Source organism: Bacillus sp. FSL K6-1012, from assembly GCF_037964915.1.
Lineage (GTDB): Bacteria > Bacillota > Bacilli > Bacillales > Bacillaceae > Bacillus > Bacillus halotolerans.
The window spans coordinates 1,419,908-1,444,142 of the sequence record NZ_CP150175.1; the positions used below are offsets into that span (position 1 = coordinate 1,419,908).

Genomic DNA, 24,235 nt, shown 5'->3' on the forward strand with positions numbered 1-24,235 from the left:
CACCAACTCTTTCTGACATTACATACTATTGTAGCTGAAAATCACCACTTTTCCTATTCTCGGCAAACAAAACATGTTTAAAAAGATGTGTATGGGAAATATAACAACTAAAGACAAATAAGGAGGCTGAAAACAAATGGCATTATTTACAGCAAAAGCCACTGCTCGCGGCGGACGTTCAGGACATATTCAATCAGATGACGGGGTTCTCGATTTTGACATTGTCATGCCCAATGCAAAAAAAGAAGGACAAACTGGAACAAACCCGGAACAGCTCTTTGCCGCAGGTTATGCAGCATGCTTTGGCGGCGCGCTTGAACACGTGGCCAAAGAACAAAATATTGACATTGATTCAGAAATTGAAGGACAGGTCAGCCTCATGAAGGATGAAAGTGACGGCGGCTTTAAAATCGGAGTCACACTTGTCGTCAATACAAAGGGATTGGATCGGGATAAAGCCCAAGAGCTTGTCGAGGCTGCTCATGAATTTTGTCCTTATTCTAAAGCGACAAGAGGAAATGTTGATGTAAAATTGGAATTAAAATAATTTGCAGCATCCTGAGAGTTCTCAGGATGTTTTTTTGATATGAACGGATTGGTTATGATCTTTTCGAAGTGTGAATACATGTAGTATAGGTGGATTCAGACTAGAGAAAAGGTGAGCGAATGAAAAGACCGAAGCTGTCAGTTTGTATGATTGTCAAAAATGAAGAACGTCATATTGTCCGCTGTTTAGAAAGCGTGCAGCATATTGCTGATGAAATCATTGTCGTTGATACCGGATCAAACGATCAAACCGTAGAAATTTGCAGAAGTTTTCATGCTCAGGTCTATCATCATCAATGGACACAGGATTATTCGCAGGCAAGAAACATCAGTTTACAGCATGCCAAGGGTGAGTGGATTTTGATTTTGGATGCAGATGAAGAGTTAGACGTGGATACGGGAAGCTTATTGCGTTCACTGCTGAATGACTGCAGGCAGTCCCTTGGTTACGTAAAGGTTATAAACTATACGGGAAAGCAATGGGATGAAAACGAAGCATTTGAACAAATGCAGATCAGGCTGATACGGAATCAGCGGAAGATAACGTTTAAGGGAAGAATTTGCGAAAAGCCCGTGGGTGAGGAGGCAAGCGGCGCTTTCTCTCTCCCTTGTGTTATTCACCATTACGGCTATCTGGAGCAGGAGGCAAAGTGTAAGCATAAACGTAATTTAAGCATGTTGAATACAGAATTATTGACGTCATATGCCGACCCGCTTCTCATTTATCAGAAAGCAGCTGAGTACGACAGAGGCGGTGAACAGAGCAAAGCCATCCGCCTGGCAATGAAGTGCATAAATGAATGCAACAGCAAAAAGCAAATTCCTCCAGCGGTTTTATATTATATCAAGTTTAAACTCTTCATTGATTCTGAACGGTATGAAGAAGCTGAGCGGGATATTGATGAAGCACTGCGGCATTATCCAGATTACAGCACCCTTTACTACTACAAAGGGATAATGAAGTATCAGCTTAAAAAAGTCAGAGAAGCGATTACAGCATTTGAATCCTGTCTGCAAACGCAAGGTGAAAACCATCAGTACGTACAGGTTAAAGGAGCCGCTGATTTTCGATCCCTTTGCTGGCTGGGCGTCTGTCACGCTGAATTGCCTCAACATATGGCAGCCGTTTTATATTTGCAAAAAGCGCTGAAAGCAAACCCGAGGTGTACTCAGGCACAGCAGCTGCTCAGTGAATTAACAAAGGATCAGGCCGCACATGCCTGATCCTTTAATATTCTTTCTTGTTGGCAAGATCCCGCCATGCTTGAAACGGGGATAAATGCTCCGCGAGAGTCACGTGATAAAAGGGGATCGTTCTTTCTTCAGCAGATTTATCAATTTCTTCATAAATGAATGAATCATCAAAACCGGCTTCAGCAGCATCTGTATGCTCAGCAGCATAGTAAACGGCTTTCGGCCGGGCCCAGTAGATGGCGCCTAAGCACATTGGGCATGGCTCGCAGCTCGTATACAACATGCAGTCATCCAGCTGGTATGTCCCAAGCGCTTTACAGGCGTTTCGAATAGCAGTTACTTCCGCATGGGCAGTCGGATCATTGCTTGTAGTGACGTTGTTCTGTCCTTCGGCTATAATGGCCCCGTCCTTCACGATAACGGCTCCGAAAGGCCCGCCGATTCCAGCGTTCACTCCTTCACGAGCAAGCTCGACAGCCCGCTTTAAAAACGTTTCATGATTCATCCCATACCCTCCCAGTCGATCGAATGATATAAGTATAGCCGAAAAGAAGTACAAAAAACATTCTCAAAAAAATGAAAAATAAACAAAATATTTGGGGGATTTGCTAAGATGAAAAAAGGGAGGGGGAGCATATGCTGCATTTGTATATCGCCAGGCATGGACAGACACATTGGAACGTAGAAAAAAGAATGCAGGGCTGGCTGGATTCTGGTGTAACAGAACTTGGGCTGTACAATGCCCGAGCTCTTGGAGAACGGCTGAAGGATATTAAATTCAATCAGGTTTACATCAGCCCGAGCAAGCGGACAGAAGAGACGGCAAAAGCTATATTGGGACCGCGCCGCCTGCCGCTGGTGAAAGATCGTATATTCAGAGAAATGTCGCTGGGGCCATGGGAAGGGAAAAAACAAGAGGATATTGAAAGAGATGAACCTGATCTTTTTCATGCTTATTTTCATCATCCTGAAGCATATCGCCAGCCGGGATGTGAAACGTTTTTTGACCTCGAAAGCCGGGCAAGGCTGGCTCTCCAATTGATTTTAGACAGCCATTCTTCCGGGAATATTCTTCTGGTTACCCATTCTGTCTTTATATTAATGCTGTTAAATATCATAAAGGGAAGAGGCATTCATGACATATGGAATTCTGCTTACATACATGATACATCATTGAGCCTTGTGGCATTTGATAAAAATGGAACAGCCAAAATACTAAAAGAAGGGGATGGGGAGCATCGAAAACCGATTCCCGTTTTCTAAAAGAAAAAACCATCTGCATTTGCAGATGGTTTTCGTATTATACAAGCTGTGTCTGCTTAGCTCTTGCCTGTTTCGCCGCCTCAACCATATTTTTTAAGGCTGCGACTGTTTCTTCCTGCTGTCTTGTTTTTAAACCGCAGTCAGGATTTACCCAGAAACGGTCAGTCGGACATACGGCAAGCGCATCAACGATAATGTTGTACATTTCTTCAGTTGACGGGACACGTGGACTGTGAATGTCATAAACACCAAGACCGAGCCCTTTCAAATACGGATGCTCTTTTAAGTAATCCAAAAATCCTCCGTGGCTTCTGCTGTGCTCGATCGTAATGACATCAGCGTCAAGATCATTGATCGTATCGACGATGTCTTCGAAGTTGCTGTAGCACATATGTGTATGAATTTGTGTTTCATTTTTCACGGAAGAGGTTGTTAATCTGAATGCTTCGGCAGCCCAAGTCAAATACTCATCCCAATCACGGTTTTTTAACGGAAGGCCTTCACGCAGGGCTGGCTCATCGACTTGAATGATTTGAATGCCCGCGTCTTCAAGCGCTTTTACTTCTTTGCGGAGGGCGAGTCCGATTTGGAACGCGATTTCTTTTCTCGAGATATCGTTCCGAGGGAAAGACCAATTTAAAATGGTAACAGGACCTGTCAGCATTCCTTTTACATGCTTGGATGTTAACGATTGAGCGTATACAGTATCTTTCACTGTCATCGGTTCAATAAACTCTACATCTCCATAAATGACCGGCGGGCGTACACAGCGTGAACCGTATGATTGAACCCAGGCGTACTTCGTAAAGGCGAAGCCGGCCAGCTTTTCACCAAAGTATTCAACCATGTCTGTCCGTTCGAATTCACCGTGAACAAGAACATCAAGATCCAATTCCTCCTGAATATCAATCCATCTTTTCGTCTCCGCGTTGATAAAGTTTTGGTATTGTTCATCAGACCACTCGTTTTTCCGCCATTTTTGGCGTGCGCTGCGTACTTCAGCAGACTGCGGGAAGCTTCCGATTGTTGTTGTCGGCAAAAGCGGGAGTCCGAGAGATTCATTTTGCAGGGTTAAGCGTTCTTCAAACGGAATCGGACGCTTTAAGTCTTTATCGCTTAATTGTTCAAGCTCTTTCTTTTGTTCAGAATTGGCTCCTGTTGCAAATTGCTTGAGCGCTTTGATGTCCGCTTTCGCTTGCTGAATTCGCTCGCTGATGGCGGCTTTGCCTGATACTAAGCCTTCTTTTAAAACTGTCAGCTCTGCCAGTTTTTCTTTCGCGTAGGACAATCCGTTCAGCAGATCTTGTTCCAAATGCTCATCTGGGTGTTTCGCTACCGGAACATGAAGCAGGCTGCTGGAAGGCTGAATCCACAATTCATCAACCTGTGCAATGCTGAGGATATGAAGCACGGCATCCAGGCGTTCTTCAAGATCCGCTTTCCAAATGTTGCGTCCGTCTATGACACCGGCTGCCAGCACTTTATCTTTCGGAAAGCCGTGTGTCTTAAGCTGTTCCAGGTTTCTGCCTTTATCATGAATGAAATCAAGCCCAATACCCTGTACAGGATAAGAAATGAGCTCCTCATAAGCATCAACAGAATCGAAATACGTTTGCAAAAGTACATTCAAGGAAGAAAGCTCATTTGTGATGCTCTCGAATAACTCTTTTACGCCGCGTACATCCTCAGCTGAAGCGGTGACAAGCGCAGGTTCATCAATTTGAACCCATTTTACGCCTTCTTCTTCAAGCTCTTTTAAAAGCTGTACATATAACGGCACGAGACGTTTTTGAATTGCTTTAGCTTCAGATGGCTCGTAGCCTTTTGCAAGCGTGACGAACGTATAAGGGCCGACGATAACAGGTTTTGTTTCAACGCCGTACTCCTGTTTGATTCGGCGGTAGTCTTCAAGCTGTTTGTTTCTTGTCAGGCGGAACTCTAGGCTCTCGTCATATTCCGGCACGATGTAATGGTAGTTTGTATTAAACCATTTTGTCATTTCACTTGATACGGCGTCTTTTATTCCGCGGGCGATGGCGAAGTATGTATCTGTACTGTCAGTCAGGTGTCTGAAGCGTTGCGGGATCCAGTTGAAACTGACCGCAGTGTCAAGAATATGATCATACTGTGTGAAATCAGAAACAGGCACAACATCAATCTGCTGGTCAATTTGCGTTTTCACTGCGGATAAGAATAATTCATCGATTTGCTTCAAAAACGTATCTTTATCGCTGTTTCCTTTCCAATACGCTTCAAGCGATTTTTTCCATTCTCTGTTCAGTCCGATTCTTGGAAATCCTAAATTCGATGTTTTGATTGTTGTCATTGTTTCTCCTCCTTTATATGTAAAACACTCTTGTTGACCCGCGGATACAGGCTGTTAAGAGGTTTTCTCACAACTAAAAAGCCTCTTTCCCATGAGAGAAAGAGGCTTTTTTGCAAAACATACAGCCTCTCTCATCTCTCAGAAACAATCTGATGGAATTAGCACCGTGCCTTAAGAGATATAAATCTCGGCGCGAAAATCAGTGCGCCCCATTTCACAATGGAATTACGGTCGGTTGCTGTTGGGGTCAAAAGGCCAATCCCTCGCCCAACTCTCGATAAGAGAAAATGTTATTAATTTTTTGAAAAGTTGAATCATTTGTTGGTAATCTTAACAGCAATTCAAATTCATTGTCAACAAAGATTTTGAAATTTTTTTTACAAATTACAGTATATATTATATGAGAAAAATAATATTATAGGGTCAGTAAATGTGACTGCTCTGCTTTCTCCGATAGCTCATCAGGAGCGGTTAAATACAGGAATCCATTCCCGGCCAATGTTTTTGCGATATCGAGCGGAAGTGTCCTGCGGATCAGCTGCGCATAAAGCTCAGATTCAGAGAGCTCTCTTTGAAAAGATTCTTCTTCAAAGCTTTTAATTAAAGCAAGCGCTCCGCTGACATGAGGGGCAGCCATTGAAGTGCCGGTAAGCTTCCCGTATTTCTTGTTGGGAAGAGTGGATAAAATGTTTTCACCAGGTGCAACAAGATCAATCTCTTTATTTGCGTTTGAAAATTCTGACGATTCACGCGCTACTGAAACAGATCCAACCGCAATTACATCATTATACGCAGCAGGATAGGAAAGCTCCTCTGTGCGTTCGTCGCCGTCACCCTCATTTCCCGCAGCACAAACGACTAGCACTCCGTTTTTGACGGCGTTTTTGACCGCTTCCTCCAGTTCAGGCACATCGCTCGGTCCGCCAAGGGACATTGAGATGATATCAGCCTTTTGCTCAACAGCATAGTTAATGCCGTTAATAATCCATTCGTACTTTCCGCTGCCGTTTTCACCGCCCAGCACCTTTACAATTAAAAGGCTTGCCTCAGGCGCGACTCCGGCGATGCCGCCGTTTGAATCGTTAGCCGCAATCGTTCCGGCAACGTGTGTGCCGTGTCCGTTGTAGTCGGAAATGGCATCTTCCTTGCCGCCGTCATCATCTGTGAAATTCTTGCCGCCGATGATTTGGTTTTTCAGATCGGGATGGCTTGTATCGCAGCCGGTGTCCAATACAGCAATTTTTACGTCTTTGCCTTTAACCCCTTTTGCCCACACTTCTGGCGCCTTAATCACTTTAATACCCTCAGGAAGCTCGTTCACATCCATGATCTGCTCATTCGTCACATACGGGATCAAGCGGATTTCACCATTCATAAAAAAGCCCTCCTTTTTTATGCTTGCAAGTGGATACAAGGGTGTTATCTCACATTATATGAAAAAAGCAGCCGCTCGGACAGTGTCGTTTGAAGCATTTTGAAAAAATAGGATACAATCCAATGGATTAGTAATTTTCAAAATAATGGATGTCTCTAGCGTGTATGGCTGGGATTCAGCTGTCAGTCAAGTTATAATAGAAGTTGGGAAAGGAGCAGTGTGATGAAACTGAATGAAAAAATATTTGCGTTTTTTTCTGAGCATGTAGAACAAATGGCCGAGGAATGGATTGACACAATGGAGGAAAGCGATCCGAATTCGATTTATGCCTTACATAATGCAACTGTAACCGAGGAGCTGAAAGAGCAGGACAGAGAGTTCTACCGGCATCTGAATTACATGTATGTTTTACCGGAAAAACAATTTCTCGATGAATTTCAACAATGGGTTATTGAGCTGACGAATGATCAAAAACATCTCGATACCCCGGTGCAATACGTCATCCGTGAGTTTATGAGAAACCGAAGATTATATACGAAGTATTTTGAGAAGTTCGCAGAAGAAAACGAGTCGGCATTTGGACCGGGAGAGAAACAAAAATGGGCCGATTTGATTGTGAAAGTTTTTGATTTTACCATTTATACATTCGTCGATCACGCTGAATCGAATGCAAAACAGCAATTAAATGCCCAGAGAGAAATGATACTGGAATTAAGCTCGCCTGTCATTACTCTGAGCAAAACGACAGCTCTGCTGCCGCTTGTCGGTGATATTGATACTGAACGGGCAAAGTTTATTCTTGAGAACACGCTTAATGCATGTGCGAAAAGACGCGTTGAGCATCTGTTGATCGATCTTTCAGGTGTCGTCGTTGTTGATACAATGGTGGCGCACCAAATCTTTAAATTGATTGAGGCGCTTACTTTAATCGGTGTCAGATCCACATTGTCTGGAATCAGACCAGAAATTGCGCAAACCGCTGTACAGCTTGGAATTGATTTTACGAACATTAATATTAAAACCAATCTTGCCCAAGCATTGAACTATCATCAATAATAAAAAAGCCGCTATTCAACATAGCGGCTTTTTCTATGAGGTAAAACATAAAGACACAAGAAAAGATCCTGCGAATAACAAGAGAATGAGGAAAAAGAACAGCCAGTCGCGCGGGCTGACGGTAAGCGACCGGTAATACGTCCGGTTTCGGCTGCCTGTAAATCCTTTTGATTCCATCGCAAGAGCTGTTCGTTCCGCTTTTCTGATCGCGCTTGCTAATAGCGGGATGGTATAGCGCTTTAACGCGCTGATTTTTTCTTTTAATCCATTTTCCGCCGCTCCGCCTCGGATTTTATGTGCCTGCTGGATCAGCTGGACCTCCTCTTTTAACAGAGGGAGAAAACGAAATCCGGCAATGACGCCGTATGCAAGCTTCGGGGACAGCTTGCACTGCTGCACAAGACTCAGCATAAATAAAATCGGATCGGTTGTAAAAACAAACATCATTGATAAGGCAGAAAAGCACAAAATCCGAAACCCGAGCGAGATGCCGACAGCCACATTTTCACTGTTGATCGAAAAAGGGCCGGCTTGGAACAGAAAATTATCTGCGGTCGTCGGAATCTTGCCGAAAACAGCGGCTGTCCATACGCAGCCGAATGCTAAAATCAAAAACGGAATCGTGAACAAAAGCCATTTTTTCAGCGGTATTCTGGCCGCAAACAAGACACCCGCAACAATCATGATATAAAAGCACGCCGGTGTGTAAGGATTGTAAATAAACGACAGCATGACGACACAGCAAAAAACCGCCGCTGCTTTTACTGCCGGGTTAATGAGATGTAACGGCTGCTTCATCACGCACCTCCTGCTGGTATGTCATCCATTCATATCGAAGGGGGAGGGTGAGCTTTGCTTTTTGGACGAGCTCGGCTTCCCTAGAAAATAATTGTTCCGGTGTTCCGTCAAAGGCCAAATGTGTGCCGTGAAGCACAAGCACGCTGTCAGCATATGAAGATACAAGCTCCATATCGTGTGTGATCATGAGGACAGCGGTGCCTTCTGTCTGGATATGCTGAATCATTTCCATGCATTCAGCGGCTGTTTTGGCGTCTTGGCCATAGGTCGGTTCGTCTAAAAGCAAAACCGTTACATCGTGCATCAGCATTGTGGCGACACTCAGCCGCCGTTTTTGCCCTTGGCTGATCGCAAACGGATGGTGGTCCGCCAAATGTGCAAGGCCGAAACGCTGCAGCAGGTTCTGCGCTTTTTTCTCGGTTTCGGCATTTGCCGCATGGCCGAACAGCAGCTCATCATATACTGTGTCAGTCACAAACTGGTGCTCTGGATTTTGGAAAACCAATCCCATTTGTTTGCGAAACTCTTTTTCTTTGTAAGACTCCAGCGGCTTATCATGCAGAAGAATCTTGCCGCTTTTCGGTTTGAGCAAACGGGCGAGAACAGACAACAACGTAGATTTTCCTGTGCCGTTTGGCCCGACAAGTGCCGTCAAAGAGCCTGCACGCAATGAAAAACTGATGTCTTTGAAAATGGTCTGCTGTCCTCTTGAAAACGATAAGCTCTGGACCTGCACCGCGTGTTCAGCAGAAAGAACCGCCGCTTCTTCAGCAGGCCCAGCAGGGAAGGGTTCCTTGAACAGCGTTTCTTTTGACAATGTAAACGGTATGCTCACATTTTCTTGTAAGCCACAAATTTTTGGCACAGCGATTCCCATTGTTCTTAACATGTTTGAGTGATGCTGAAACATATCCTTAGTCGGCCCGTCTAAGGCTTTCTTGCCTGCTCCATCCAGTACGATTGTTCTTTCAACCCAAGGCGCCCACTCATCAAGCTGATGTTCGATCACGAGAAGGCCGAAGCCTTTTTCCTGCTGAAGCTCTTTGATCATTTGAACGAATTCCCGTGCTGAATAAGGGTCTAAAAGGGAAGTCGGTTCATCCAGAATAATAAGCTCAGGCTCCATTGCCAAAATACAGGCGAGCGCGACTTTTTGCTTCAGTCCCCCTGACAGAGTGGAAATCGTTTTTTCCTTTACATGAGTGATGTGTAATTTTTCCAGAACGTCATCAATTTTCTTCACCATTTCTTCTTGGGGGATTTGCAGATTTTCCAATCCAAAGGCGATTTCATCCTCTACTGTCAGCATACAAAACTGCTGCTCAGGGTCCTGAAAGACGACTCCGACATGCTGAGCGATTGTTTCAGAGGTTTCAGCGTCAGTGATCGTTTTTTGAAATAAGAATACATGCCCAGACAGCATCCCGTCGCAAGCTTCAGGGTAAAGCCCGTTTAAACAGAGGGCAAGCGAGCTTTTTCCGCACCCGCTCGGCCCTAACAATAAAGCGCATTCTCCTTTTTGGAGCTCAAACGTTATATCCTGAAAAATCGGTTTCTCGTTTTCTTCATATGAAAAGCTAAGCCGGTCAACCGAAAGCAACTTGTTATAGGCTTGCATGATTTGATACCCGTTTCCGTTTCTTTTTCAGTTCCTTTCCGAGTGCCATTCCGTTTAAGACACCCGTATATGCGAGAGAATCGCTGACAGCTTTTCCGAGAAGGCCGGCCAGGACCGCACCTGAAACGAGACGGATCACAAGCATAATGAGCAGATAGCCCGGTGAGTACGCCGCATAACCGGAAACAAAGAAATCATAAATAAAGCTGGACACCGAAGACCCCATACCCGCCAGAAGCAGCACAGGAAGGGAATAAGCTTTCCAGCGTGTCGCAAGAAATACAGCTTCTGCTCCGAGACCTTGAACAATGCCGATAACGATAACCATCGGGCCTGAAGGATTTCCCAGCAAACATTCAACGAGAGCTGCGATGGTTTCTGAAACAAGGGCCGCGCCCGGTTTACGAATGATGTACGCGGCAATCACCGACACGATAAACCAAATGCCGTAAATCGGTTCATAAGCGATGGGCCCGAACATCCCTGCAAGTACGTTTCCGAAATGGGTGAATACTAAATACACAATGCCAAAAACAATACTGATAACAGACATGATGACAATTTCTTTTACTTTCCAGCTTTTCATTTTATCCCTGCTTTCTGTTTTCTTGATGGACTGTTTGCCGAGAAGTTCACGGTCATGGTGACATGGGCTGTTTGCTGATTTGCCATGCGGAAAGCGGCTTCCAGTGTCCGGAACACGTCGTGTGCATCTCCGTCTACCTCACTTGCGTAATGAACACCCTGTACAAAGGTGCCGTCAGCCTTAGCGATTTCAACAGCTTTCATGATAATGTCCATATAATTCGGCTCATTCATCGGATAAAGTGCAAATTGGCATGGAGCCTCTGCTTTCAGGTCGTGAACAGATTCTTCATTGACTCGCTTTTCATCTGCTGTCAGATATGTATCTCCTTGTGTATCGCCCGGGCAGCCGATGGAAAACGTCCCGTTCATGACAATGTGCTTTTCGCTATTTGCTGCATACAGGTAGATGGCTTTAGCGGCGTCGAATACATGAGCGATCGATCCGCGCAAAACTGTACTGATATGATCGGTCTTTGTCCAAACCTTTGACGTATCCGTTTTTTTCAGCGCAGACTTGATCACACTGATAAAATCATCTGTCATCGGGTATAAAGAGAACCGAAATCCGGCGATTCTGCTTGTACCGCATAAGTTGTCCATTTCTCTGACCTCCTGTTTTTTTGGTAAAATAAAAAACTGCATATCCTTAGGGAATATGCAGTCATAGATCGAGTAAGCGCACGAAAAAATACACCTTTCGGTCAACCTGCACTTCCCCACGCTGGTATTATCCAGATCGGGTCATAAGGGATCAAAGCGCGTTTTTGCGCGCTTTATCTCAGCCATAACAGCACCCCTAGTGCTTTCCGTATACAATTTTTTATTTTGACATCATAATAGATGATAAGAATCATTTTGTAAACAATGAAATCATTTTTTTCATATAGGAACATGAGAGGATGATCGGAATTGGAAAAAGGGCACATATTAATTGTGGAAGATGAAGAAAAAATCGCCAGGGTCCTTCAGCTTGAATTGGAATATGAAGGATACAGCGTCACCATCAAACATAATGGCTCTGAAGGACTTAACGCGGTCACGGAAGGTTCGTATTCCCTATTGCTGCTCGATGTCATGCTGCCAGGGTTGAGCGGGCTTGAAGTGCTGCGCCGGCTGAGGAAAACGGATCAAGAGACACCGGTTATTTTATTAACAGCCCGCGACAGCGTTCCAGATAAGGTAACGGGGCTTGACATCGGTGCGAATGACTATGTCACCAAGCCGTTTGAAATTGAAGAATTGCTTGCCAGAATCAGAGCGGCACTCCGCCAAACCGGAAGCAAAACAGAGGATATCGGCACATTTTTGACATATGACGATTTGCAGGTGAACGAGAAAACACGTGAAGTCAGACGGGGAGACAAAGAAGTTGAATTAACGCCCCGGGAATTTGATTTGCTCGTCTATATGCTGAAGCATCCGCAGCAAGTGCTGACGAGAGAGCAAATTCTCAGCTCTGTATGGGGGTTTGATTACATCGGTGATACAAATGTCGTCGACGTGTACATAAGATATATCAGAAAAAAATTGGACTATCCTTACGAAAAACAGCTGATTCATACCGTACGCGGGGTCGGCTATACCATTAAGGGTAAATGATGAAGCTGAAGACAAAGATTCATCTTTATACATCCATTTGGCTGTTGATTTTATTAGTATTGGTTCATACTGCGGTCTATCTCATTTTTTCATCGGCACTCACCTCAAAGGATGCGGCCCGTCTTGCCGATGAAACGGACAATATCGCCGAAGCTCTTCATACCGCCGAAACACAAGGAGTGGCTTTGCAGGATATGCTGCAGGCCTATCTTCCGGCAAATGGAATGGTGCGGGTAGTGAGTGCGGATCGGAAAGCCGTCATGACCATCACAAAGGAAAAAGCATATAAAGACTTCCCTCTTTCTTTTCACAGCGGGGAAACGACAGACGTGACAAAGCATGAAGGCAAACTGTTTGCAGCAGCAGCTGTCCCGGTCATTTGGACAGACGGACAAGTCGTATCGCTTCAGCTCGTGGAAAGGCTGGAGCATACAGAAGAGAGTCTTCTTCTGCTAAGAATCATCTTAATTGCGGCCAGCGCGGCTGTCTGTATCGCTTCCTTCTTTGCCGGCAGCTTACTCGCCCGCCATATCACCAATCCAATCAGACAATTGGTGACAACAATGAAAGACATACAGAGAGAAAAAGCATTCAAAACAATTTCTCTGGAAGGACAGTCGCATGACGAACTGTATCAAATGGGGCTGACCTTTAATGAGATGGCGAGCATGCTGAAAGAGCACTACGATAAACAGCAGCAATTCGTCCAAGACGCTTCACACGAGCTGAAAACCCCGCTCACCATTATTGAAAGCTACAGCAATCTGATGAAACGCTGGGGGGCAAAAAAGCCTGAAGTGCTTGAGGAATCCATTGAAGCTATTCATTCAGAAGCGGTCCATATGAAAAAACTGACCAATCAGCTGCTTACGCTGGCCAAGACCCATAAAGAACTGGAGCTTGATCTGAAAACGGTTGACCTGATCGAAGTGTCGCGCGCAGTCATACAAACACTCCAGCCGGTTTATAAACGCGATATCCTTCTCGAGACGGACAAGGAGAATTTGCTTGTAACGGCAGATGAAGAACGCATAAAGCAGCTGCTGACGATTTTGCTTGATAATGCCATAAAGTATAGTGACAAGGCCATTGTGATTTCCGCAGGACTCAATAACAGACGTCCGTTTTTGTCTGTAAGGGATGAAGGAATCGGCATACCTGAAGAGCATATCCCGCGTCTGTTTGAACGTTTTTACCGGGCGGATGAGGCGCGTAACCGCAAAACAGGCGGAACGGGTTTAGGTCTATCCATTGCCAAACATATTGCCGATGAGCATGGTATTGACCTGTCTGTAAAAAGCAAACCGGGACAGGGAACAAATGTCACGATGCAATTTAAAGAACAGAATGGGGGAGCGCTATGACAAAACGAATGAAAACAGGAGCTGCTGCTGCGGCAGCCGTTTTAGCCATTGTCATCTGCGCGGTTCTTATCATTCAGCAAACCCATGAGGACGTGCTGTCAAAGGAGGCAGTCATAAAAAAAGTAGAAACCTCCTATGAAGGCGACATCACAAAAGTGACGCAATCCAATGATAAAAAAACGTATGATATGACTCTGGAAAATCCAAAAGGAATTTATTTTCTAAAAGCTGATGCTAAATCGGGCGACATATTGTCAATGAACAGAGTGAAAAAGACGAACACATCTGAGATGACAGAAAAAGAAGCTGAGCACCTCGCTCTGGTGAGGGTGCCGGGCACCGTCAAAAAACACACGCGAAAACACGGAGTTGCGTCGTATACCATTCAAAAAAATAATGGGGAAACATACGAAGTGAAGGTAGATATGAAGACAAAAGCGGTGGTGTCCGCTGATAAAATCAGCAGCAAAGACAAACAAAAGACAACAATTTCGGAAAAAGAGGCAAAAGCCATTGCAGAGCGTGAGGCTGGAGGAAAAGCGGATGACGCCGATTTGGAAGAAAGCGAAGGCACTCTCCTGTTTGAAGTAGATGTTGATCTCCCGAATGACAAGGAAGCTACGGTGAAAATAAACGCCTATACCGGCAAAGTTTCTAATATTATCTATGAAGACTAATGGTTTTCTCATCAAATTCTCATCTTTCTCTCGTTTTCCTTTCATGTTGAGTGTGTAAACTGAACTCATAACGAACAAGGGAGGAATCACATATGCTGAAGAAAAGATGGATGATTGGCTTATTAGCAGGGTGTTTAGCGGCCGGAGGATTCAGCTACAACGCGTTTGCGAAAGAAAATAATGAACATACACAGTCTGTTTCTGAAACTGGCGGACTTACTGAACAAGAAGCGGCGTCCATTGCCAAAACAGTTGTTGACGGAACAGTGGATGACATCGACAGAGACATCTATAATGGCAAAGAAGCTTATGAAGTTGAAATCGAAAAAGACGGTGAAGATTATGATGTTTATGTGGATATCAAGACCAAACAAGCGCTCAATGACCCGTTAAAAGAGAAAAAAGAGCAAGTTGTTTTGACAAAAGAAGAAGCAGAACAGATTGCTCTAAAGAAAACAGCTGGAACCGTCACAGAAAGCAAGCTGGATGAAGACGACGGTGCTTATATCTACGAAATTGAGGTTCAAACGAAACAAGGGACTGAAGCAGAATTTGACATCTCTGCAAAGGACGGACGTATTATGAAACAGGAATTAGACGACTAACCCCGCACCCGCGGGGTTTTTTCATGATAACGAGCCGCTTTTTGGACAATCTAATAAGAAAAGGAGGCGAAGCGCTTGGAAAAGAAAGAAGAACAATACATCAATCAGGCTGAGTATGTTCCACATCCGACGAAGGAAGGAGAATACGCCTTATTTCTTCATGAAACCTATCATTTGCTTTCAGAAGATGATGAGACGCAAACAACAGAATAAGGGCTAAGGCCCTTATTTTATTTCATCTGATGAGATGTAAACGCATAAATAACTTTTTTAAGTTGACATAGCTTGTTTTTTTCTGTAATCTCAGTGTGTCAATTCAATTACGAACTTCGTTAGGTGAGGCTCCTGTATGGAGATACGCTGCTGCCCAAAAATGTCCAAAGACGCCAATGGGTCAACAGAAATCATCGACATAAGGTGATTTTTAATGCAGCTGGATGATTGCTCCTATGCCATACAGTGCTAAAGCTCTACGATTGAAGGCGCCCGCACGCTTTTTTTGCCGTGCTTCTTTCACCTTCAATCCAGAAGGCTTTTTTTATGCCTTGAAAACGAAATGTTGAACAAAAAGGAGGTGCGGAGTATGGATTCTCCCCATTCGAGTCAATCTGAAGAAGTACCCATATACTATGACAGCAAGACAATTGATTACACGATGAGGAGACGATCTGCCGCACCTTCTGGCGAGGCCGGCACGTCTCCGTAGAGGAGGTACGAGTCCCGATGGTTCAAAACATGACCTATGACGAACTCATTTTACGCATCATTATATTATTGCGAGACGGAAAAATCAGGGATTTCAGAAGTGTTATTGATGAGCTTCAGCCCTATGATATGGCGTTTATTTTTAAAGAAATGCCGGAAAAACACCGCGCCCGCTATTTATCTTATTTAACTGTTGATGATATTACTGATATGATCGGCGAACTGGAACGGGAATTTCAGCTAGCCGTCTTAAATAAAGTCGGAAAAACAAAAGCAACACTCGCCATGAACAAAATGGACAACGATGACCTCGCTCAATTGCTTGAAGAAATGGATGAAGAACTGAAGGAGCAGCTTTTATCCAGCATGGAGGCATCAGAGTCAAAAGCTGTTCAGCTCCTTATGAATTACCCGGCTGATTCAGCGGGGCGCATGATGACCAACCGTTATGTGTGGATTCCTCAGCATTACACGGTAAAAGACGCGGTCGTCAAACTAAAAAGTTTCGCGGAAATCGCAGAGTCTATCAACTACTTATATGTTATAAATGACAGTAAGCAGCTTGTCGGCGTTCTGTCATATCGCGATTTGATTCTCGGGGAACCGGAAGAAAAGGTACAAGACTTGATGTTTACCCGTGTCATTGCAGCAGACGCGCTTCAAGATCAGGAAGAAGTGGCGCGGCTGATTGAACGTTACGATTTCTTAGCGATTCCGATTGTGGAAGAAAACAATGTGCTTGTCGGGATCGTGACGGTCGATGATATCATCGACGTCGTTATTCGGGAAGCCGATGAGGACTACGAAAAATTCGCCGCATCAGGTAAAGCCATTACCTTCGATACAAAAGCATATGTTGCAGCATACCGCCGCCTTCCATGGCTGATCCTGCTTTTGTTCATCGGGCTGATTTCAGGCAGCATCATGAGCTATTTTGAAGATACGCTGAAGCAGGTCGTGGCGCTGGCATTCTTTATGCCGATGGTGTCAGGGATGACAGGGAATACAGGAACACAGTCTCTCGCGGTTGTCATCAGAGGTTTATCTAAAGAAGAAATGAATAAAACAACGATTGTGAAACTGATTTTTCGGGAGCTCAGAACGAGTATTTATATCGGTGCCGTCTGTTCTGTCTTAATTACGGTGATCGCCATTATATGGCAGGGGAATGTGCTTTTAGGATTTGTTGTCGGCTCTTCACTGCTGCTGACCTTAATTATCGGCACGATGTCCGGAACAATCATCCCCATTATTCTGCATAGACTGAATGTAGACCCGGCCATTGCGTCAGGTCCGCTCATTACGACGTTAAATGATATTTTGTCATTATTAATTTACTTTGGTATTGCGACTGCATTCATTCACTCATTATAAACGATAAAAGTCCGTCTCAGATTGCGAGGCGGACTTTTATCGTTTAACGGTTTTTGTACCTAAAGTGAGCATTAAGCTGCCCCTCCAGCATTTTTTTTCGGACTTGCGGATCGTTTTTTACCATTTGTTCTTTTTTGCGCATATCTTTTAAAATTTCAGCTGTCTGCACGCCGTCTTCGCGTTTATTCGCGATATCCATCAGCCGCTCGACGTCGGCAAAAGAATATTTTCTCGTTCCCCTTGAAGAACGCTGCGGATAAATCAGCTTACGCTCCTCATAATACCTGATCTGTCTTACGGACAACCCTGTCAATTCACTGACAATCCCGATTGAAATCACTTTTTTGTCTTTATAAGAATGATCTTCTGTGGTCATTTTTCCACCCCTGGATGTCTTTTGATAATAGTATATAAAAAACATAGAGAAAAAACCTGACGCTTGTTATATTTTCTAACATGAAATAGCAGATTTTTGAAAAAATACGGCAGAAAAATTAACAAGAATGATGCGTAACCTATAAGCGCGTTTTATCCTTTATGTAACGATTAAATGAGGAGGAAGGATAATCATGGAGGAAGAAAAAGCGGTCTCACTGGCAAAGGAAATAATCGAGTTGGATATGAAACGGGATGAAATGCTTGAAACGTTTATGCAGCTTGCCGGAGAACATGCTTTTCAGCTTTTAAGATCAGTTCAAAACGGACTTTACCGAAAATCTTCGTAAACATAAATTCTTTACATTAGATTCACACCACATTCATTTAAAAAGAGTATCTTATTTAGAGGATACCTTAAAATGAAGGAGGACGCTATGAGTAATTTATTGAAAACTGCATTAGAAAAAGAACGAAGCCATTATTCAGAAAAACTCTTTCAAATCGGAGTTTATAATAAAGAAGTAATGAACAAAATGACACTTTCTGAACTGCGGAAGGAATACGCATATTTCTTTCGCAGCATCCCATATCACCAAAAAAATCCTTATACAAAATAACGAGTATAAGGATTTTTTTGTTTCCTGAAAAGGAATTTCTCGAATTATAGCGAATAAAAATAATAAGGGCATTAAACTCTTATTATATGTAAGGGTTTTCATTATTTTTTTATAAAAATTCTATATACGGGGTAGATATGATGAGATTATCGTTTAACGAAGAAGAAGTTGAGCGTGCGATGAATTTGTACAGAGTTTTTGCAAGGGCTTTCAAAAGTGTGTCTGAACACAGCATCCGTGACAGCAAAGAGCACGGCTTTAATCCCACAGAATTTGCCGTACTGGAACTTTTGTATACGAGAGGCCCGCAAAAATTACAGCAAATTGGGTCGCGACTTCTGCTTGTAAGCGGAAACGTCACATATGTCATTGACAAGCTAGAAAGAAACGGGTTTTTAGTCAGGGAGCAGGACCCGAAAGATAAACGCTCCGTTTACGCGCATCTCACGGATAAAGGGAATGAGTATTTGGATAAAATTTATCCAATCCATGCGCTCCGTATAGCGAGAGCGTTTTCAGGCCTTTCGTCTGATGAGCAGGACCAGCTGATCCTCCTGCTGAAGAAAGCAGGTATTCACAGCCAGCATTTACTGTTTCGTTAGTCATTCCACACTCTCTTTTCAGGAGGGTGTTTTTTTATGTTCACATTCATCTAATATCCTTTTTAAAACCTCCCCAATCTCCCGGTCACACATTTGGCCAAGATACTCCCTGACTTGCTTCTCTGCTGCTGCCCGTTCATTCGATTGAAAAAATGCGGAAATGCGTTCCTCTGCCCGCTTCATATCCCAGTTTCTTATATCTGTGACAAGCTGCCGTTCTTTTAACAGGTTCACATTCATTTCCTCCTGTCCCGGCAGCGCATGATAGATAAATACCGGAAGCCTTTTCTTTAAGCATTCACTGATGGTTACGCCTCCTGGCTTTGTCATGACGCCTGAGGCTTGTGCGTACAGACTGTTCATTTCTGCTTTGCTGTGAAGGTATGGGATCGCTTCGATAAAAGGATGTTGTAAACTTTTGACATAGCGGTAGAGCTTTTCGTTTCTGCCGCATAATATTTTGTATAAGATGTTTCCGCCTGGGGACAGCTCCTGGACCAGCTTAAAAATACCTCCGACTCCCATACTGCCGCCTGTAATCATGACGGTATAAGGCGGACGATGCTGACAGGTTTCTGCGGTTCCTGTTTCATAAGCCCGGTGAACGGGAATGCCGGTCAAAAATATTTTTTCCTGGCTGATTCCTTCGGTCATGAGCTGCTTCTTGATATCCATGATCGGGACAAAGTGGTAGTCAATGTTCTTCCGCCCCCATACCTGATTCACAAAAAAATCCGTGTATACATTTACAATGGTCATGTTTGGATATTCCGGTTTCAGCCGGTTTAGCAGGTAAGAAGGCAGGGCGTGTGTGCAGAAGGCGATATCAGGCTGTTTTTCTTTGAGAATCTGTCTCATGCTTTGCATAAACAGCCATTCATACATGGCATAGCGTTTGACATTTTTACACTCTCCGCAAGCGAGAAGCTTGTATATTCCGCTGTACGTTTTCGGGAAATATTGAATCCATTTTAAATAAGCTGAGGAGGACAGTTGTTCTAAACGTTTATACGTATGTGAAAAGATATCAATTTTTTCTGAATGCAGTCCTTTAGATTCCAGATCAGCCTTCAGGGTATCAGCAACATGATGATGCCCGGTGGAAATGCTTAAAAAAGGAAAAATAAGAATGTTTGTCATGTCCGTCCTCCTTAAAAATATGGCAACTATATTTTGGGGAAAATCATCACAAAATATAAGGGTGTTTTTTTTGATGATAAGGAAGGTGAAGAGATGAAAACCTGTTTCCTTTCCATTTGGAGAGTAATTGACCCGATTTATTTCTTTTTTTCGAGGCTGACTTTGATTGAAGATGAGCGAAAATGCGTCTTTCGAGTCAGACTGACGAAATACAAAGGGCATCATGTCGTGCTGAGTGACGGAACGCATATAAGAAAAAACGATGTGCTCGTTAAAATCCATCTGCACAACATCAAGCTGATCAGGGAACTGCAAAGCATTGAAAGCGCAGTCAGAAAAGGAATCATTATTTATCAAAAAGTATATCAATCAATGCCGATGCTGCTGGAGTATATCAACAATCATAAAAAAAGCGAAAAAATCAAAGGAATCATTGGCATTACAATGCTTGATAAAGGGGTAGAAAGGCTCGGCTTTGACGTGGTAACCCCGGTCAATCCTTTTTACAGATCCTTTAAAAAAATCACTCATATGCCGATTTTATATTTAACGTCAAAGCCAGTGAGCTTGCGAAATCTGCCGAATTCATCCTATTTGTTTATCTCGAAAGAAAAGCTTCAGCACACCTATCAAAAAAAAGACTGATGCCATGGTCAGCACAGTCTTTTTAAATTTGATGGAAAGTCACTTCGGGGCGGCTTCCTACACGGATATTAACGCCAGTTTGTCCTAAACCTTCACTGATATAAAACGGTTTATCGTGATGATAATGAAGACCTTTAATCATATTCATACGTACAAGCTTGCCCATTTTCACCAAATGATACGGCTTTGGCCAGTGGATTTGCCCTCCGTGAAAATGGCCTGATAACAGGTAGTCAAAATGAATATCCTGCATCTCTAAAATAATGTTTGGATCATGTGTCAATACAAGGTGATAGCCATTCTGAAGGCCTTTATAAGAGTTTGTGATTTTACTGCGATTCGTACTGTAATCGTCAATTCCGATAATATTAACAGGCCCTGCATCAGTATTGATGTGAACATGTTCATTTTGCAGCGTAATGCAGCCATTTTCCTCCAGCACTCGCTTTAATCTTTGAAAGTCCTTTTCTTTTAATACATAATCATGATTGCCAAACACCGCGTACATACCATACGCAGGCTTCAGTTGTTGCAGTGCCTGCAAGTAGCCGGCAAGCTTTGGAATATTTCGTTTCCGGTCAAGAAAATCTCCGGTAAGCGCAATGAGGTCTACAGGTTGATTATTTGTTAAACGATACAGCTCATCAGGCGAAACAGAAATGTTTTCTAAATGAAGATCCGATAAATGAAGGATATTCAGTTTTTTTCTTACTGGAAGGCCGTCTTGCTGATCAATTGAAATCGTGTTGACCTTCACATCTTTTGTGTTGCGGTTTGCTTTATATATAAATGGCATAACAGCAAGTATGACCAATGAAAGTAAGATGAACACATGTATCCCCTCCCTTCTACCAGTATAGTAAGTGATCCAGCCTTATGGATAGCGGGAATTAATGGGTTGAAGACCAGTTTGAAAAATGCAGAAAGGATTGTCATTTGATGAATGTTTTAGAAGGGAAAAGGGATAATAAATTTTGACAGGTGAGGCAGATCATGCCCAATAGAAGTCAGAATAACAGATGGATGTGTTAGGGATGTTACGATTAAGACAACACAAAAAAGAAACATATTATCTTTTGATGGCTTTATTTCTCCTTTTGCTGTATGTCTCCCCGCTTTTTATTTTGAAGGAAGACGCCCATATTCGCGTACACGATAATTTGGATTCCAATATCGCTTGGTACAAGGTGCTGGCCGACAGCGGAGAAATCATCGGCAAAGTTGATGCTGCCATTCCGCAAATCATTAACGGACTGCCACGGGATGCGTTCGGCACTGAGTGGAGCGGAATTGTTTGGCTGCACGCGTTGTTTTCTTCTATGACCGCCTATGCGGTAAGCCAGACCATTACGAGAGTTGTCGCTTTCTTCGGAATGTATGTGCTGCTGAAGAAACATGTGATTCCGGAGGAGAAAGCGGCATTGATCCGAATTGGCGTATCGCTCGCATTTGCCTTAACGCCTTTTTGGCCTTCTGGAATGCTGAGCACGCTTGGATACCCTTTGGCGCTGTGGGCTTTTTTGAATATCCGAAAAGGGGATATCTCATGGAGAGAATGGCTGACGCTCGGTTTGCTGCCGTTGTATTCAAGCTTTGTATTAGGCTTCTTCTTTTTCTTGGCTGGGATGGCATGCTTCTGGCTGTATGATGTCATCACAAAAAGAAAATGGAATTTCATTTTCTTAGGCAGCATCGCTTTTATGACAAGTATTTATCTATTTGTCGAGTACCGGCTTGTCTATTCGATGTTGATTTCACACGCGCCGATGCACCGGATTGAATTTATTTCATCAAGGCATGATGTTTGGCACTCTCTGCGTTTGTCCGTCAAAAACTTTGTCTACGGACACAACCATGTCATGACAGTTCATACCGTTGTGATTCTTCCAATCTTATTACTCGTCTTTTTTGCTGTGCTGTTCAAACGAAATCGGACAAGGGAAGAAAACGTTTATCTTTTTCTCTGCGTGCTGAATTATGCGCTGTCACTGTGGTATGCGTTTTGGTTCAACAAAATATGGGCTGTTCCAAAGCAGAAATTTGCATTTTTAGCTGAATTTAATTTTGCCCGTTTTCATTTTTTGCGCCCGCTGGTGATCTACATGAGTTTTGCGCTCGCTTTGTACCTCATCTGGCGGATGGGGAAAAAGTGGCGATGGCTGGTGTATGCGGCAGTTACTGCGCAGCTGATGGTCCTTGCGCCTTTTAATGAGGAGTATACGTATGGCGTTCACTACAACGCGCCGACGTTTCGTGAATTTTACGCGTCTGACCAATTTAAAGAAATTAAGGAGTATATCGGGCGCCCGCAAGATTCGTACAGGGTGGCGAGTATCGGTCTGCATCCGTCTATTGCCCAATACAACGGTTTTTACACCTTAGATACATATAACAACCTGTACCCGCTCTCATATAAATATGAATTTAGAAAAATCATTGAAAAAGAGCTGGAAAAAAACGCCCAATTGAAACGATACTTTGATGAATGGGGGAGCCGCTGCTATCTGTTCGTCGATGAGCTTGGCAAACGATATGACTTTAAAAAGAATTCGAAAAAAACAATCAATCATCTTGAATTAAATACAGATGTGTTTCAACAAATGGGCGGACAATATATTTTTTCTGCGGTTCCCATCATGAACGCTGACCAAAACCACCTGGCGCTCGTGAAAACATTTGACCATAAAGATTCCGCCTGGCGCATTTATTTATACGAAACAAAATAAGGAGGATATCGATTGAAACAGCCACAGCCAGTGTTAACCATCGTCGTTCCGTGTTTCAATGAAGAGGAAGTATTTAAAGAGACAAGCCGTCAGCTGACGGAGGTTGTAAACAGCTTAATGGAAGAAAAAATGATATCCGAAGACAGTAAAATTTTATTTGTTGATGACGGCAGCAAAGACCGCACCTGGTCTTTGATTGCCATGGAAAGTGTGAAAAACAAGAAGGTAACCGGATTAAAATTAGCCTGCAATGTCGGACATCAAAAAGCGCTTTTAGCAGGTCTGCATAAAGCAAAGCAAAAATCAGACTGCGTGATTTCGATTGATGCCGATCTGCAGGATGATATCTCTGTTATCAGAGAATTTATGCTGAGATATCACGATGGTTTTGAAATCGTGTACGGCGTGCGCCGCAGCCGGAAAACCGATACCTTTTTTAAGCGCACGACCGCTATAGGGTTTTACCGGCTCATGAATAAGCTTGGGATTAAGTTAATTTACAATCATGCCGATTTTCGCTTAATGAATAAAAGGGCGCTTGAAGAACTCGCGCGCTATCCGGAAGCCAATTTGTTTTTAAGGGGCATCGTTCCTATGATCGGCTTCAGGTCAGCCGAAGTTTTGTATGACCGCAAAGAACGTTTTGCCGGAAAAACGAAATATCCGCTGAAAAAAATGCTTTCATTCGCATTTAACGGAATCACATCCTTCAGTGTGGCCCCGATTCGCTTTTTTACGCTTTTGGGTTTTCTATTATTTTTGGTAAGCGCCATGGCGGGGATTGGCGCAGTCATTCAAAAAATGCTTGGCCACACAAATGCGGGCTGGGCGTCTCTCATCATCTCTATTTGGTTTCTGGGCGGATTGCAGCTCATGGGAATCGGGATTATCGGCGAATATATCGGAACGATTTTCTCTGAAGTGAAAAGACGGCCGAAATATGCGGTGGATATCGATTTGTATAATGAACCCTTGAGCCCGCTGCAGCGCCAGGAAAGTGAGCGTTTGGAGAAAAAATACAGTTGAAACAACAAAAAGA

Annotated in this window: 27 protein-coding genes and 3 riboswitches; of the genes, 17 read left to right on the plus strand and 10 right to left on the minus strand. The window is 43.5% G+C overall.

The features are described 5' to 3' along the window. The first annotated feature begins 136 nt into the window (after positions 1 to 136). Both NSS75_RS07415 and NSS75_RS07420 read left to right on the plus strand, forming a co-directional pair. Positions 137 to 547, plus strand: a complete 411-nt coding sequence (locus NSS75_RS07415; RefSeq protein WP_095713467.1) for an organic hydroperoxide resistance protein — start codon at positions 137 to 139, stop codon at positions 545 to 547. Between the two features lie 119 nt (positions 548 to 666). Continuing rightward, complete coding sequence (locus NSS75_RS07420; RefSeq protein ID WP_216394638.1) at positions 667 to 1,770, plus strand: glycosyltransferase family 2 protein; 1,104 nt, start codon at positions 667 to 669, stop codon at positions 1,768 to 1,770. Positions 1,771 to 1,774: 4 nt separating this feature from the next. On the opposite strand, the gene NSS75_RS07425 is transcribed toward NSS75_RS07420, so the two are convergent. Then, positions 1,775 to 2,245 (minus strand): nucleoside deaminase, encoded by a 471-nt coding sequence (locus NSS75_RS07425; protein ID WP_216394637.1) that lies wholly within the window; start codon positions 2,243 to 2,245, stop codon positions 1,775 to 1,777. A gap of 131 nt (positions 2,246 to 2,376) precedes the next feature. Here NSS75_RS07425 and NSS75_RS07430 point away from each other — a divergent pair, with 131 nt between their 5' ends. Next, positions 2,377 to 3,003: a histidine phosphatase family protein gene (locus NSS75_RS07430; protein WP_198097758.1), complete on the plus strand. Its 627-nt coding sequence runs from the start codon at positions 2,377 to 2,379 to the stop codon at positions 3,001 to 3,003. A 37-nt stretch (positions 3,004 to 3,040) separates the two neighbouring features. Here NSS75_RS07430 and metE read toward each other — a convergent pair whose 3' ends face one another. Both metE and isp read right to left on the minus strand, forming a co-directional pair. Then, complete coding sequence (metE, locus tag NSS75_RS07435; RefSeq protein ID WP_216394636.1) at positions 3,041 to 5,329, minus strand: 5-methyltetrahydropteroyltriglutamate--homocysteine S-methyltransferase; 2,289 nt, start codon at positions 5,327 to 5,329, stop codon at positions 3,041 to 3,043. Between the two features lie 128 nt (positions 5,330 to 5,457). After that, positions 5,458 to 5,613: riboswitch (SAM riboswitch) on the minus strand. Positions 5,614 to 5,744: 131 nt separating this feature from the next. Then, positions 5,745 to 6,704, minus strand: a complete 960-nt coding sequence (isp, locus tag NSS75_RS07440; RefSeq protein ID WP_024121126.1) for a serine protease Isp — start codon at positions 6,702 to 6,704, stop codon at positions 5,745 to 5,747. 222 nt (positions 6,705 to 6,926) lie between these two features. Here isp and rsbRB point away from each other — a divergent pair, with 222 nt between their 5' ends. Next, positions 6,927 to 7,760, plus strand: a complete 834-nt coding sequence (gene rsbRB, locus NSS75_RS07445; RefSeq protein WP_024121127.1) for an RsbT co-antagonist RsbRB — start codon at positions 6,927 to 6,929, stop codon at positions 7,758 to 7,760. Between the two features lie 33 nt (positions 7,761 to 7,793). Here rsbRB and NSS75_RS07450 read toward each other — a convergent pair whose 3' ends face one another. From NSS75_RS07450 to NSS75_RS07465, 4 genes are read right to left on the minus strand one after another with little or no spacing between them, the layout of a single operon-like run. Next, positions 7,794 to 8,558: a CbiQ family ECF transporter T component gene (locus tag NSS75_RS07450; protein WP_095713462.1), complete on the minus strand. Its 765-nt coding sequence runs from the start codon at positions 8,556 to 8,558 to the stop codon at positions 7,794 to 7,796. Further along, positions 8,533 to 10,176, minus strand: a complete 1,644-nt coding sequence (locus tag NSS75_RS07455; protein ID WP_198097651.1) for an ABC transporter ATP-binding protein — start codon at positions 10,174 to 10,176, stop codon at positions 8,533 to 8,535. The genes NSS75_RS07450 and NSS75_RS07455 overlap by 26 nt, the downstream gene beginning before the upstream one ends. Continuing rightward, entirely contained in the window at positions 10,163 to 10,762 is a 600-nt protein-coding gene (locus NSS75_RS07460) for an ECF transporter S component (protein WP_216394635.1), read from the minus strand. The genes NSS75_RS07455 and NSS75_RS07460 overlap by 14 nt, the downstream gene beginning before the upstream one ends. Next, the gene (locus NSS75_RS07465; RefSeq protein WP_044156171.1) at positions 10,759 to 11,364 is read right to left on the minus strand and encodes a YkoF family thiamine/hydroxymethylpyrimidine-binding protein; all 606 of its coding nucleotides are present in this window, start codon (positions 11,362 to 11,364) and stop codon (positions 10,759 to 10,761) included. The genes NSS75_RS07460 and NSS75_RS07465 overlap by 4 nt, the downstream gene beginning before the upstream one ends. Before the next feature lie 96 nt (positions 11,365 to 11,460). Beyond that, positions 11,461 to 11,572, minus strand: a riboswitch (TPP riboswitch). Positions 11,573 to 11,673: 101 nt separating this feature from the next. On the opposite strand from NSS75_RS07465, the gene NSS75_RS07470 reads away from it, so the two are divergent. The 7 genes from NSS75_RS07470 (at position 11,674) to mgtE (ending at position 17,088) form a co-directional block, all read left to right on the plus strand. Then, a complete protein-coding gene (locus NSS75_RS07470; RefSeq protein ID WP_216394634.1) occupies positions 11,674 to 12,363 on the plus strand; it encodes a response regulator transcription factor in 690 nt (229 codons plus the stop codon). Next, on the plus strand, positions 12,363 to 13,727 hold the full coding sequence (locus NSS75_RS07475) for a HAMP domain-containing sensor histidine kinase (RefSeq protein ID WP_103671592.1): 1,365 nt from the start codon (positions 12,363 to 12,365) through the stop codon (positions 13,725 to 13,727). Before NSS75_RS07470 ends, NSS75_RS07475 begins: the two co-directional genes overlap by 1 nt. Continuing rightward, on the plus strand, positions 13,724 to 14,404 hold the full coding sequence (locus NSS75_RS07480; RefSeq protein WP_198097649.1) for a PepSY domain-containing protein: 681 nt from the start codon (positions 13,724 to 13,726) through the stop codon (positions 14,402 to 14,404). Before NSS75_RS07475 ends, NSS75_RS07480 begins: the two co-directional genes overlap by 4 nt. A 92-nt stretch (positions 14,405 to 14,496) precedes the next feature. Next, positions 14,497 to 15,009, plus strand: a complete 513-nt coding sequence (locus NSS75_RS07485; RefSeq protein ID WP_339236808.1) for a PepSY domain-containing protein — start codon at positions 14,497 to 14,499, stop codon at positions 15,007 to 15,009. Between the two features lie 75 nt (positions 15,010 to 15,084). Continuing rightward, entirely contained in the window at positions 15,085 to 15,222 is a 138-nt protein-coding gene (locus NSS75_RS07490) for a transcriptional regulator SplA domain-containing protein (protein ID WP_003218541.1), read from the plus strand. A 108-nt stretch (positions 15,223 to 15,330) separates the two neighbouring features. After that, positions 15,331 to 15,497: riboswitch (M-box (ykoK) riboswitch) on the plus strand. Positions 15,498 to 15,592: 95 nt separating this feature from the next. After that, the gene (locus NSS75_RS07495) at positions 15,593 to 15,715 is read left to right on the plus strand and encodes a hypothetical protein (protein WP_010330178.1); all 123 of its coding nucleotides are present in this window, start codon (positions 15,593 to 15,595) and stop codon (positions 15,713 to 15,715) included. Between the two features lie 17 nt (positions 15,716 to 15,732). Then, on the plus strand, positions 15,733 to 17,088 hold the full coding sequence (mgtE, locus tag NSS75_RS07500; protein WP_024121136.1) for a magnesium transporter: 1,356 nt from the start codon (positions 15,733 to 15,735) through the stop codon (positions 17,086 to 17,088). 43 nt (positions 17,089 to 17,131) lie between these two features. Here mgtE and tnrA read toward each other — a convergent pair whose 3' ends face one another. Further along, a complete protein-coding gene (gene tnrA, locus NSS75_RS07505; RefSeq protein ID WP_003239028.1) occupies positions 17,132 to 17,464 on the minus strand; it encodes a MerR family transcriptional regulator TnrA in 333 nt (110 codons plus the stop codon). Positions 17,465 to 17,657: 193 nt separating this feature from the next. Between tnrA and NSS75_RS07510 the strand changes: the two genes are divergently transcribed. From NSS75_RS07510 to NSS75_RS07520, 3 genes are all read left to right on the plus strand, one after another. After that, positions 17,658 to 17,813 carry a hypothetical protein gene (locus NSS75_RS07510; RefSeq protein WP_010333974.1) on the plus strand — a complete coding sequence of 52 codons (156 nt, stop codon included), beginning with the start codon at positions 17,658 to 17,660 and terminating at the stop codon, positions 17,811 to 17,813. Between the two features lie 87 nt (positions 17,814 to 17,900). Next, positions 17,901 to 18,083, plus strand: coding sequence for a hypothetical protein (locus tag NSS75_RS07515; protein WP_024121137.1), 183 nt, complete (start codon positions 17,901 to 17,903; stop codon positions 18,081 to 18,083). Between the two features lie 137 nt (positions 18,084 to 18,220). Then, positions 18,221 to 18,685, plus strand: a complete 465-nt coding sequence (locus NSS75_RS07520; protein WP_081638289.1) for a MarR family transcriptional regulator — start codon at positions 18,221 to 18,223, stop codon at positions 18,683 to 18,685. Between the two features lie 18 nt (positions 18,686 to 18,703). Here the strand turns inward: NSS75_RS07520 and NSS75_RS07525 are convergent, their stop codons facing one another. Next, positions 18,704 to 19,825, minus strand: coding sequence for a glycosyltransferase (locus NSS75_RS07525; RefSeq protein WP_198097648.1), 1,122 nt, complete (start codon positions 19,823 to 19,825; stop codon positions 18,704 to 18,706). A gap of 93 nt (positions 19,826 to 19,918) precedes the next feature. Here NSS75_RS07525 and NSS75_RS07530 point away from each other — a divergent pair, with 93 nt between their 5' ends. Next, positions 19,919 to 20,470 carry a hypothetical protein gene (locus NSS75_RS07530; protein ID WP_024121139.1) on the plus strand — a complete coding sequence of 184 codons (552 nt, stop codon included), beginning with the start codon at positions 19,919 to 19,921 and terminating at the stop codon, positions 20,468 to 20,470. A gap of 22 nt (positions 20,471 to 20,492) precedes the next feature. Here NSS75_RS07530 and NSS75_RS07535 read toward each other — a convergent pair whose 3' ends face one another. After that, positions 20,493 to 21,302: a metallophosphoesterase gene (locus NSS75_RS07535; RefSeq protein WP_101860633.1), complete on the minus strand. Its 810-nt coding sequence runs from the start codon at positions 21,300 to 21,302 to the stop codon at positions 20,493 to 20,495. A gap of 202 nt (positions 21,303 to 21,504) precedes the next feature. Between NSS75_RS07535 and NSS75_RS07540 the strand changes: the two genes are divergently transcribed. Together NSS75_RS07540 and NSS75_RS07545 are read left to right on the plus strand one after the other, a co-directional pair. Continuing rightward, on the plus strand, positions 21,505 to 23,196 hold the full coding sequence (locus NSS75_RS07540) for a DUF6044 family protein (protein ID WP_213418569.1): 1,692 nt from the start codon (positions 21,505 to 21,507) through the stop codon (positions 23,194 to 23,196). Between the two features lie 12 nt (positions 23,197 to 23,208). Next, positions 23,209 to 24,222, plus strand: a complete 1,014-nt coding sequence (locus NSS75_RS07545; protein WP_024121142.1) for a glycosyltransferase family 2 protein — start codon at positions 23,209 to 23,211, stop codon at positions 24,220 to 24,222. Positions 24,223 to 24,235: the final 13 nt, after the last annotated feature.

Bases quoted from the DNA above. Each gene is read 5' to 3' on its own strand.
- metE (WP_216394636.1), bottom strand. From the start codon at position 5,329: ATGACAACAATCAAAACATCGAATTTAGGATTTCCAAGAATCGGACTG.
- NSS75_RS07525 (WP_198097648.1), bottom strand. From the start codon at position 19,825: ATGACAAACATTCTTATTTTTCCTTTTTTAAGCATTTCCACCGGGCAT.
- NSS75_RS07465 (WP_044156171.1), bottom strand. From the start codon at position 11,364: ATGGACAACTTATGCGGTACAAGCAGAATCGCCGGATTTCGGTTCTCT.
- NSS75_RS07415 (WP_095713467.1), top strand. From the start codon at position 137: ATGGCATTATTTACAGCAAAAGCCACTGCTCGCGGCGGACGTTCAGGA.
- NSS75_RS07515 (WP_024121137.1), top strand. From the start codon at position 17,901: ATGAGTAATTTATTGAAAACTGCATTAGAAAAAGAACGAAGCCATTAT.
- tnrA (WP_003239028.1), bottom strand. From the start codon at position 17,464: ATGACCACAGAAGATCATTCTTATAAAGACAAAAAAGTGATTTCAATC.
- NSS75_RS07425 (WP_216394637.1), bottom strand. From the start codon at position 2,245: ATGAATCATGAAACGTTTTTAAAGCGGGCTGTCGAGCTTGCTCGTGAA.
- isp (WP_024121126.1), bottom strand. From the start codon at position 6,704: ATGAATGGTGAAATCCGCTTGATCCCGTATGTGACGAATGAGCAGATC.
- NSS75_RS07430 (WP_198097758.1), top strand. From the start codon at position 2,377: ATGCTGCATTTGTATATCGCCAGGCATGGACAGACACATTGGAACGTA.
- NSS75_RS07460 (WP_216394635.1), bottom strand. From the start codon at position 10,762: ATGAAAAGCTGGAAAGTAAAAGAAATTGTCATCATGTCTGTTATCAGT.
- NSS75_RS07540 (WP_213418569.1), top strand. From the start codon at position 21,505: ATGTTACGATTAAGACAACACAAAAAAGAAACATATTATCTTTTGATG.
- rsbRB (WP_024121127.1), top strand. From the start codon at position 6,927: ATGAAACTGAATGAAAAAATATTTGCGTTTTTTTCTGAGCATGTAGAA.
- NSS75_RS07510 (WP_010333974.1), top strand. From the start codon at position 17,658: ATGGAGGAAGAAAAAGCGGTCTCACTGGCAAAGGAAATAATCGAGTTG.
- NSS75_RS07420 (WP_216394638.1), top strand. From the start codon at position 667: ATGAAAAGACCGAAGCTGTCAGTTTGTATGATTGTCAAAAATGAAGAA.
- NSS75_RS07455 (WP_198097651.1), bottom strand. From the start codon at position 10,176: ATGCAAGCCTATAACAAGTTGCTTTCGGTTGACCGGCTTAGCTTTTCA.
- NSS75_RS07485 (WP_339236808.1), top strand. From the start codon at position 14,497: ATGCTGAAGAAAAGATGGATGATTGGCTTATTAGCAGGGTGTTTAGCG.
- NSS75_RS07520 (WP_081638289.1), top strand. From the start codon at position 18,221: ATGATGAGATTATCGTTTAACGAAGAAGAAGTTGAGCGTGCGATGAAT.
- NSS75_RS07475 (WP_103671592.1), top strand. From the start codon at position 12,363: ATGAAGCTGAAGACAAAGATTCATCTTTATACATCCATTTGGCTGTTG.
- NSS75_RS07530 (WP_024121139.1), top strand. From the start codon at position 19,919: ATGAAAACCTGTTTCCTTTCCATTTGGAGAGTAATTGACCCGATTTAT.
- NSS75_RS07480 (WP_198097649.1), top strand. From the start codon at position 13,724: ATGACAAAACGAATGAAAACAGGAGCTGCTGCTGCGGCAGCCGTTTTA.
- NSS75_RS07450 (WP_095713462.1), bottom strand. From the start codon at position 8,558: ATGAAGCAGCCGTTACATCTCATTAACCCGGCAGTAAAAGCAGCGGCG.
- mgtE (WP_024121136.1), top strand. From the start codon at position 15,733: ATGGTTCAAAACATGACCTATGACGAACTCATTTTACGCATCATTATA.
- NSS75_RS07495 (WP_010330178.1), top strand. From the start codon at position 15,593: ATGGATTCTCCCCATTCGAGTCAATCTGAAGAAGTACCCATATACTAT.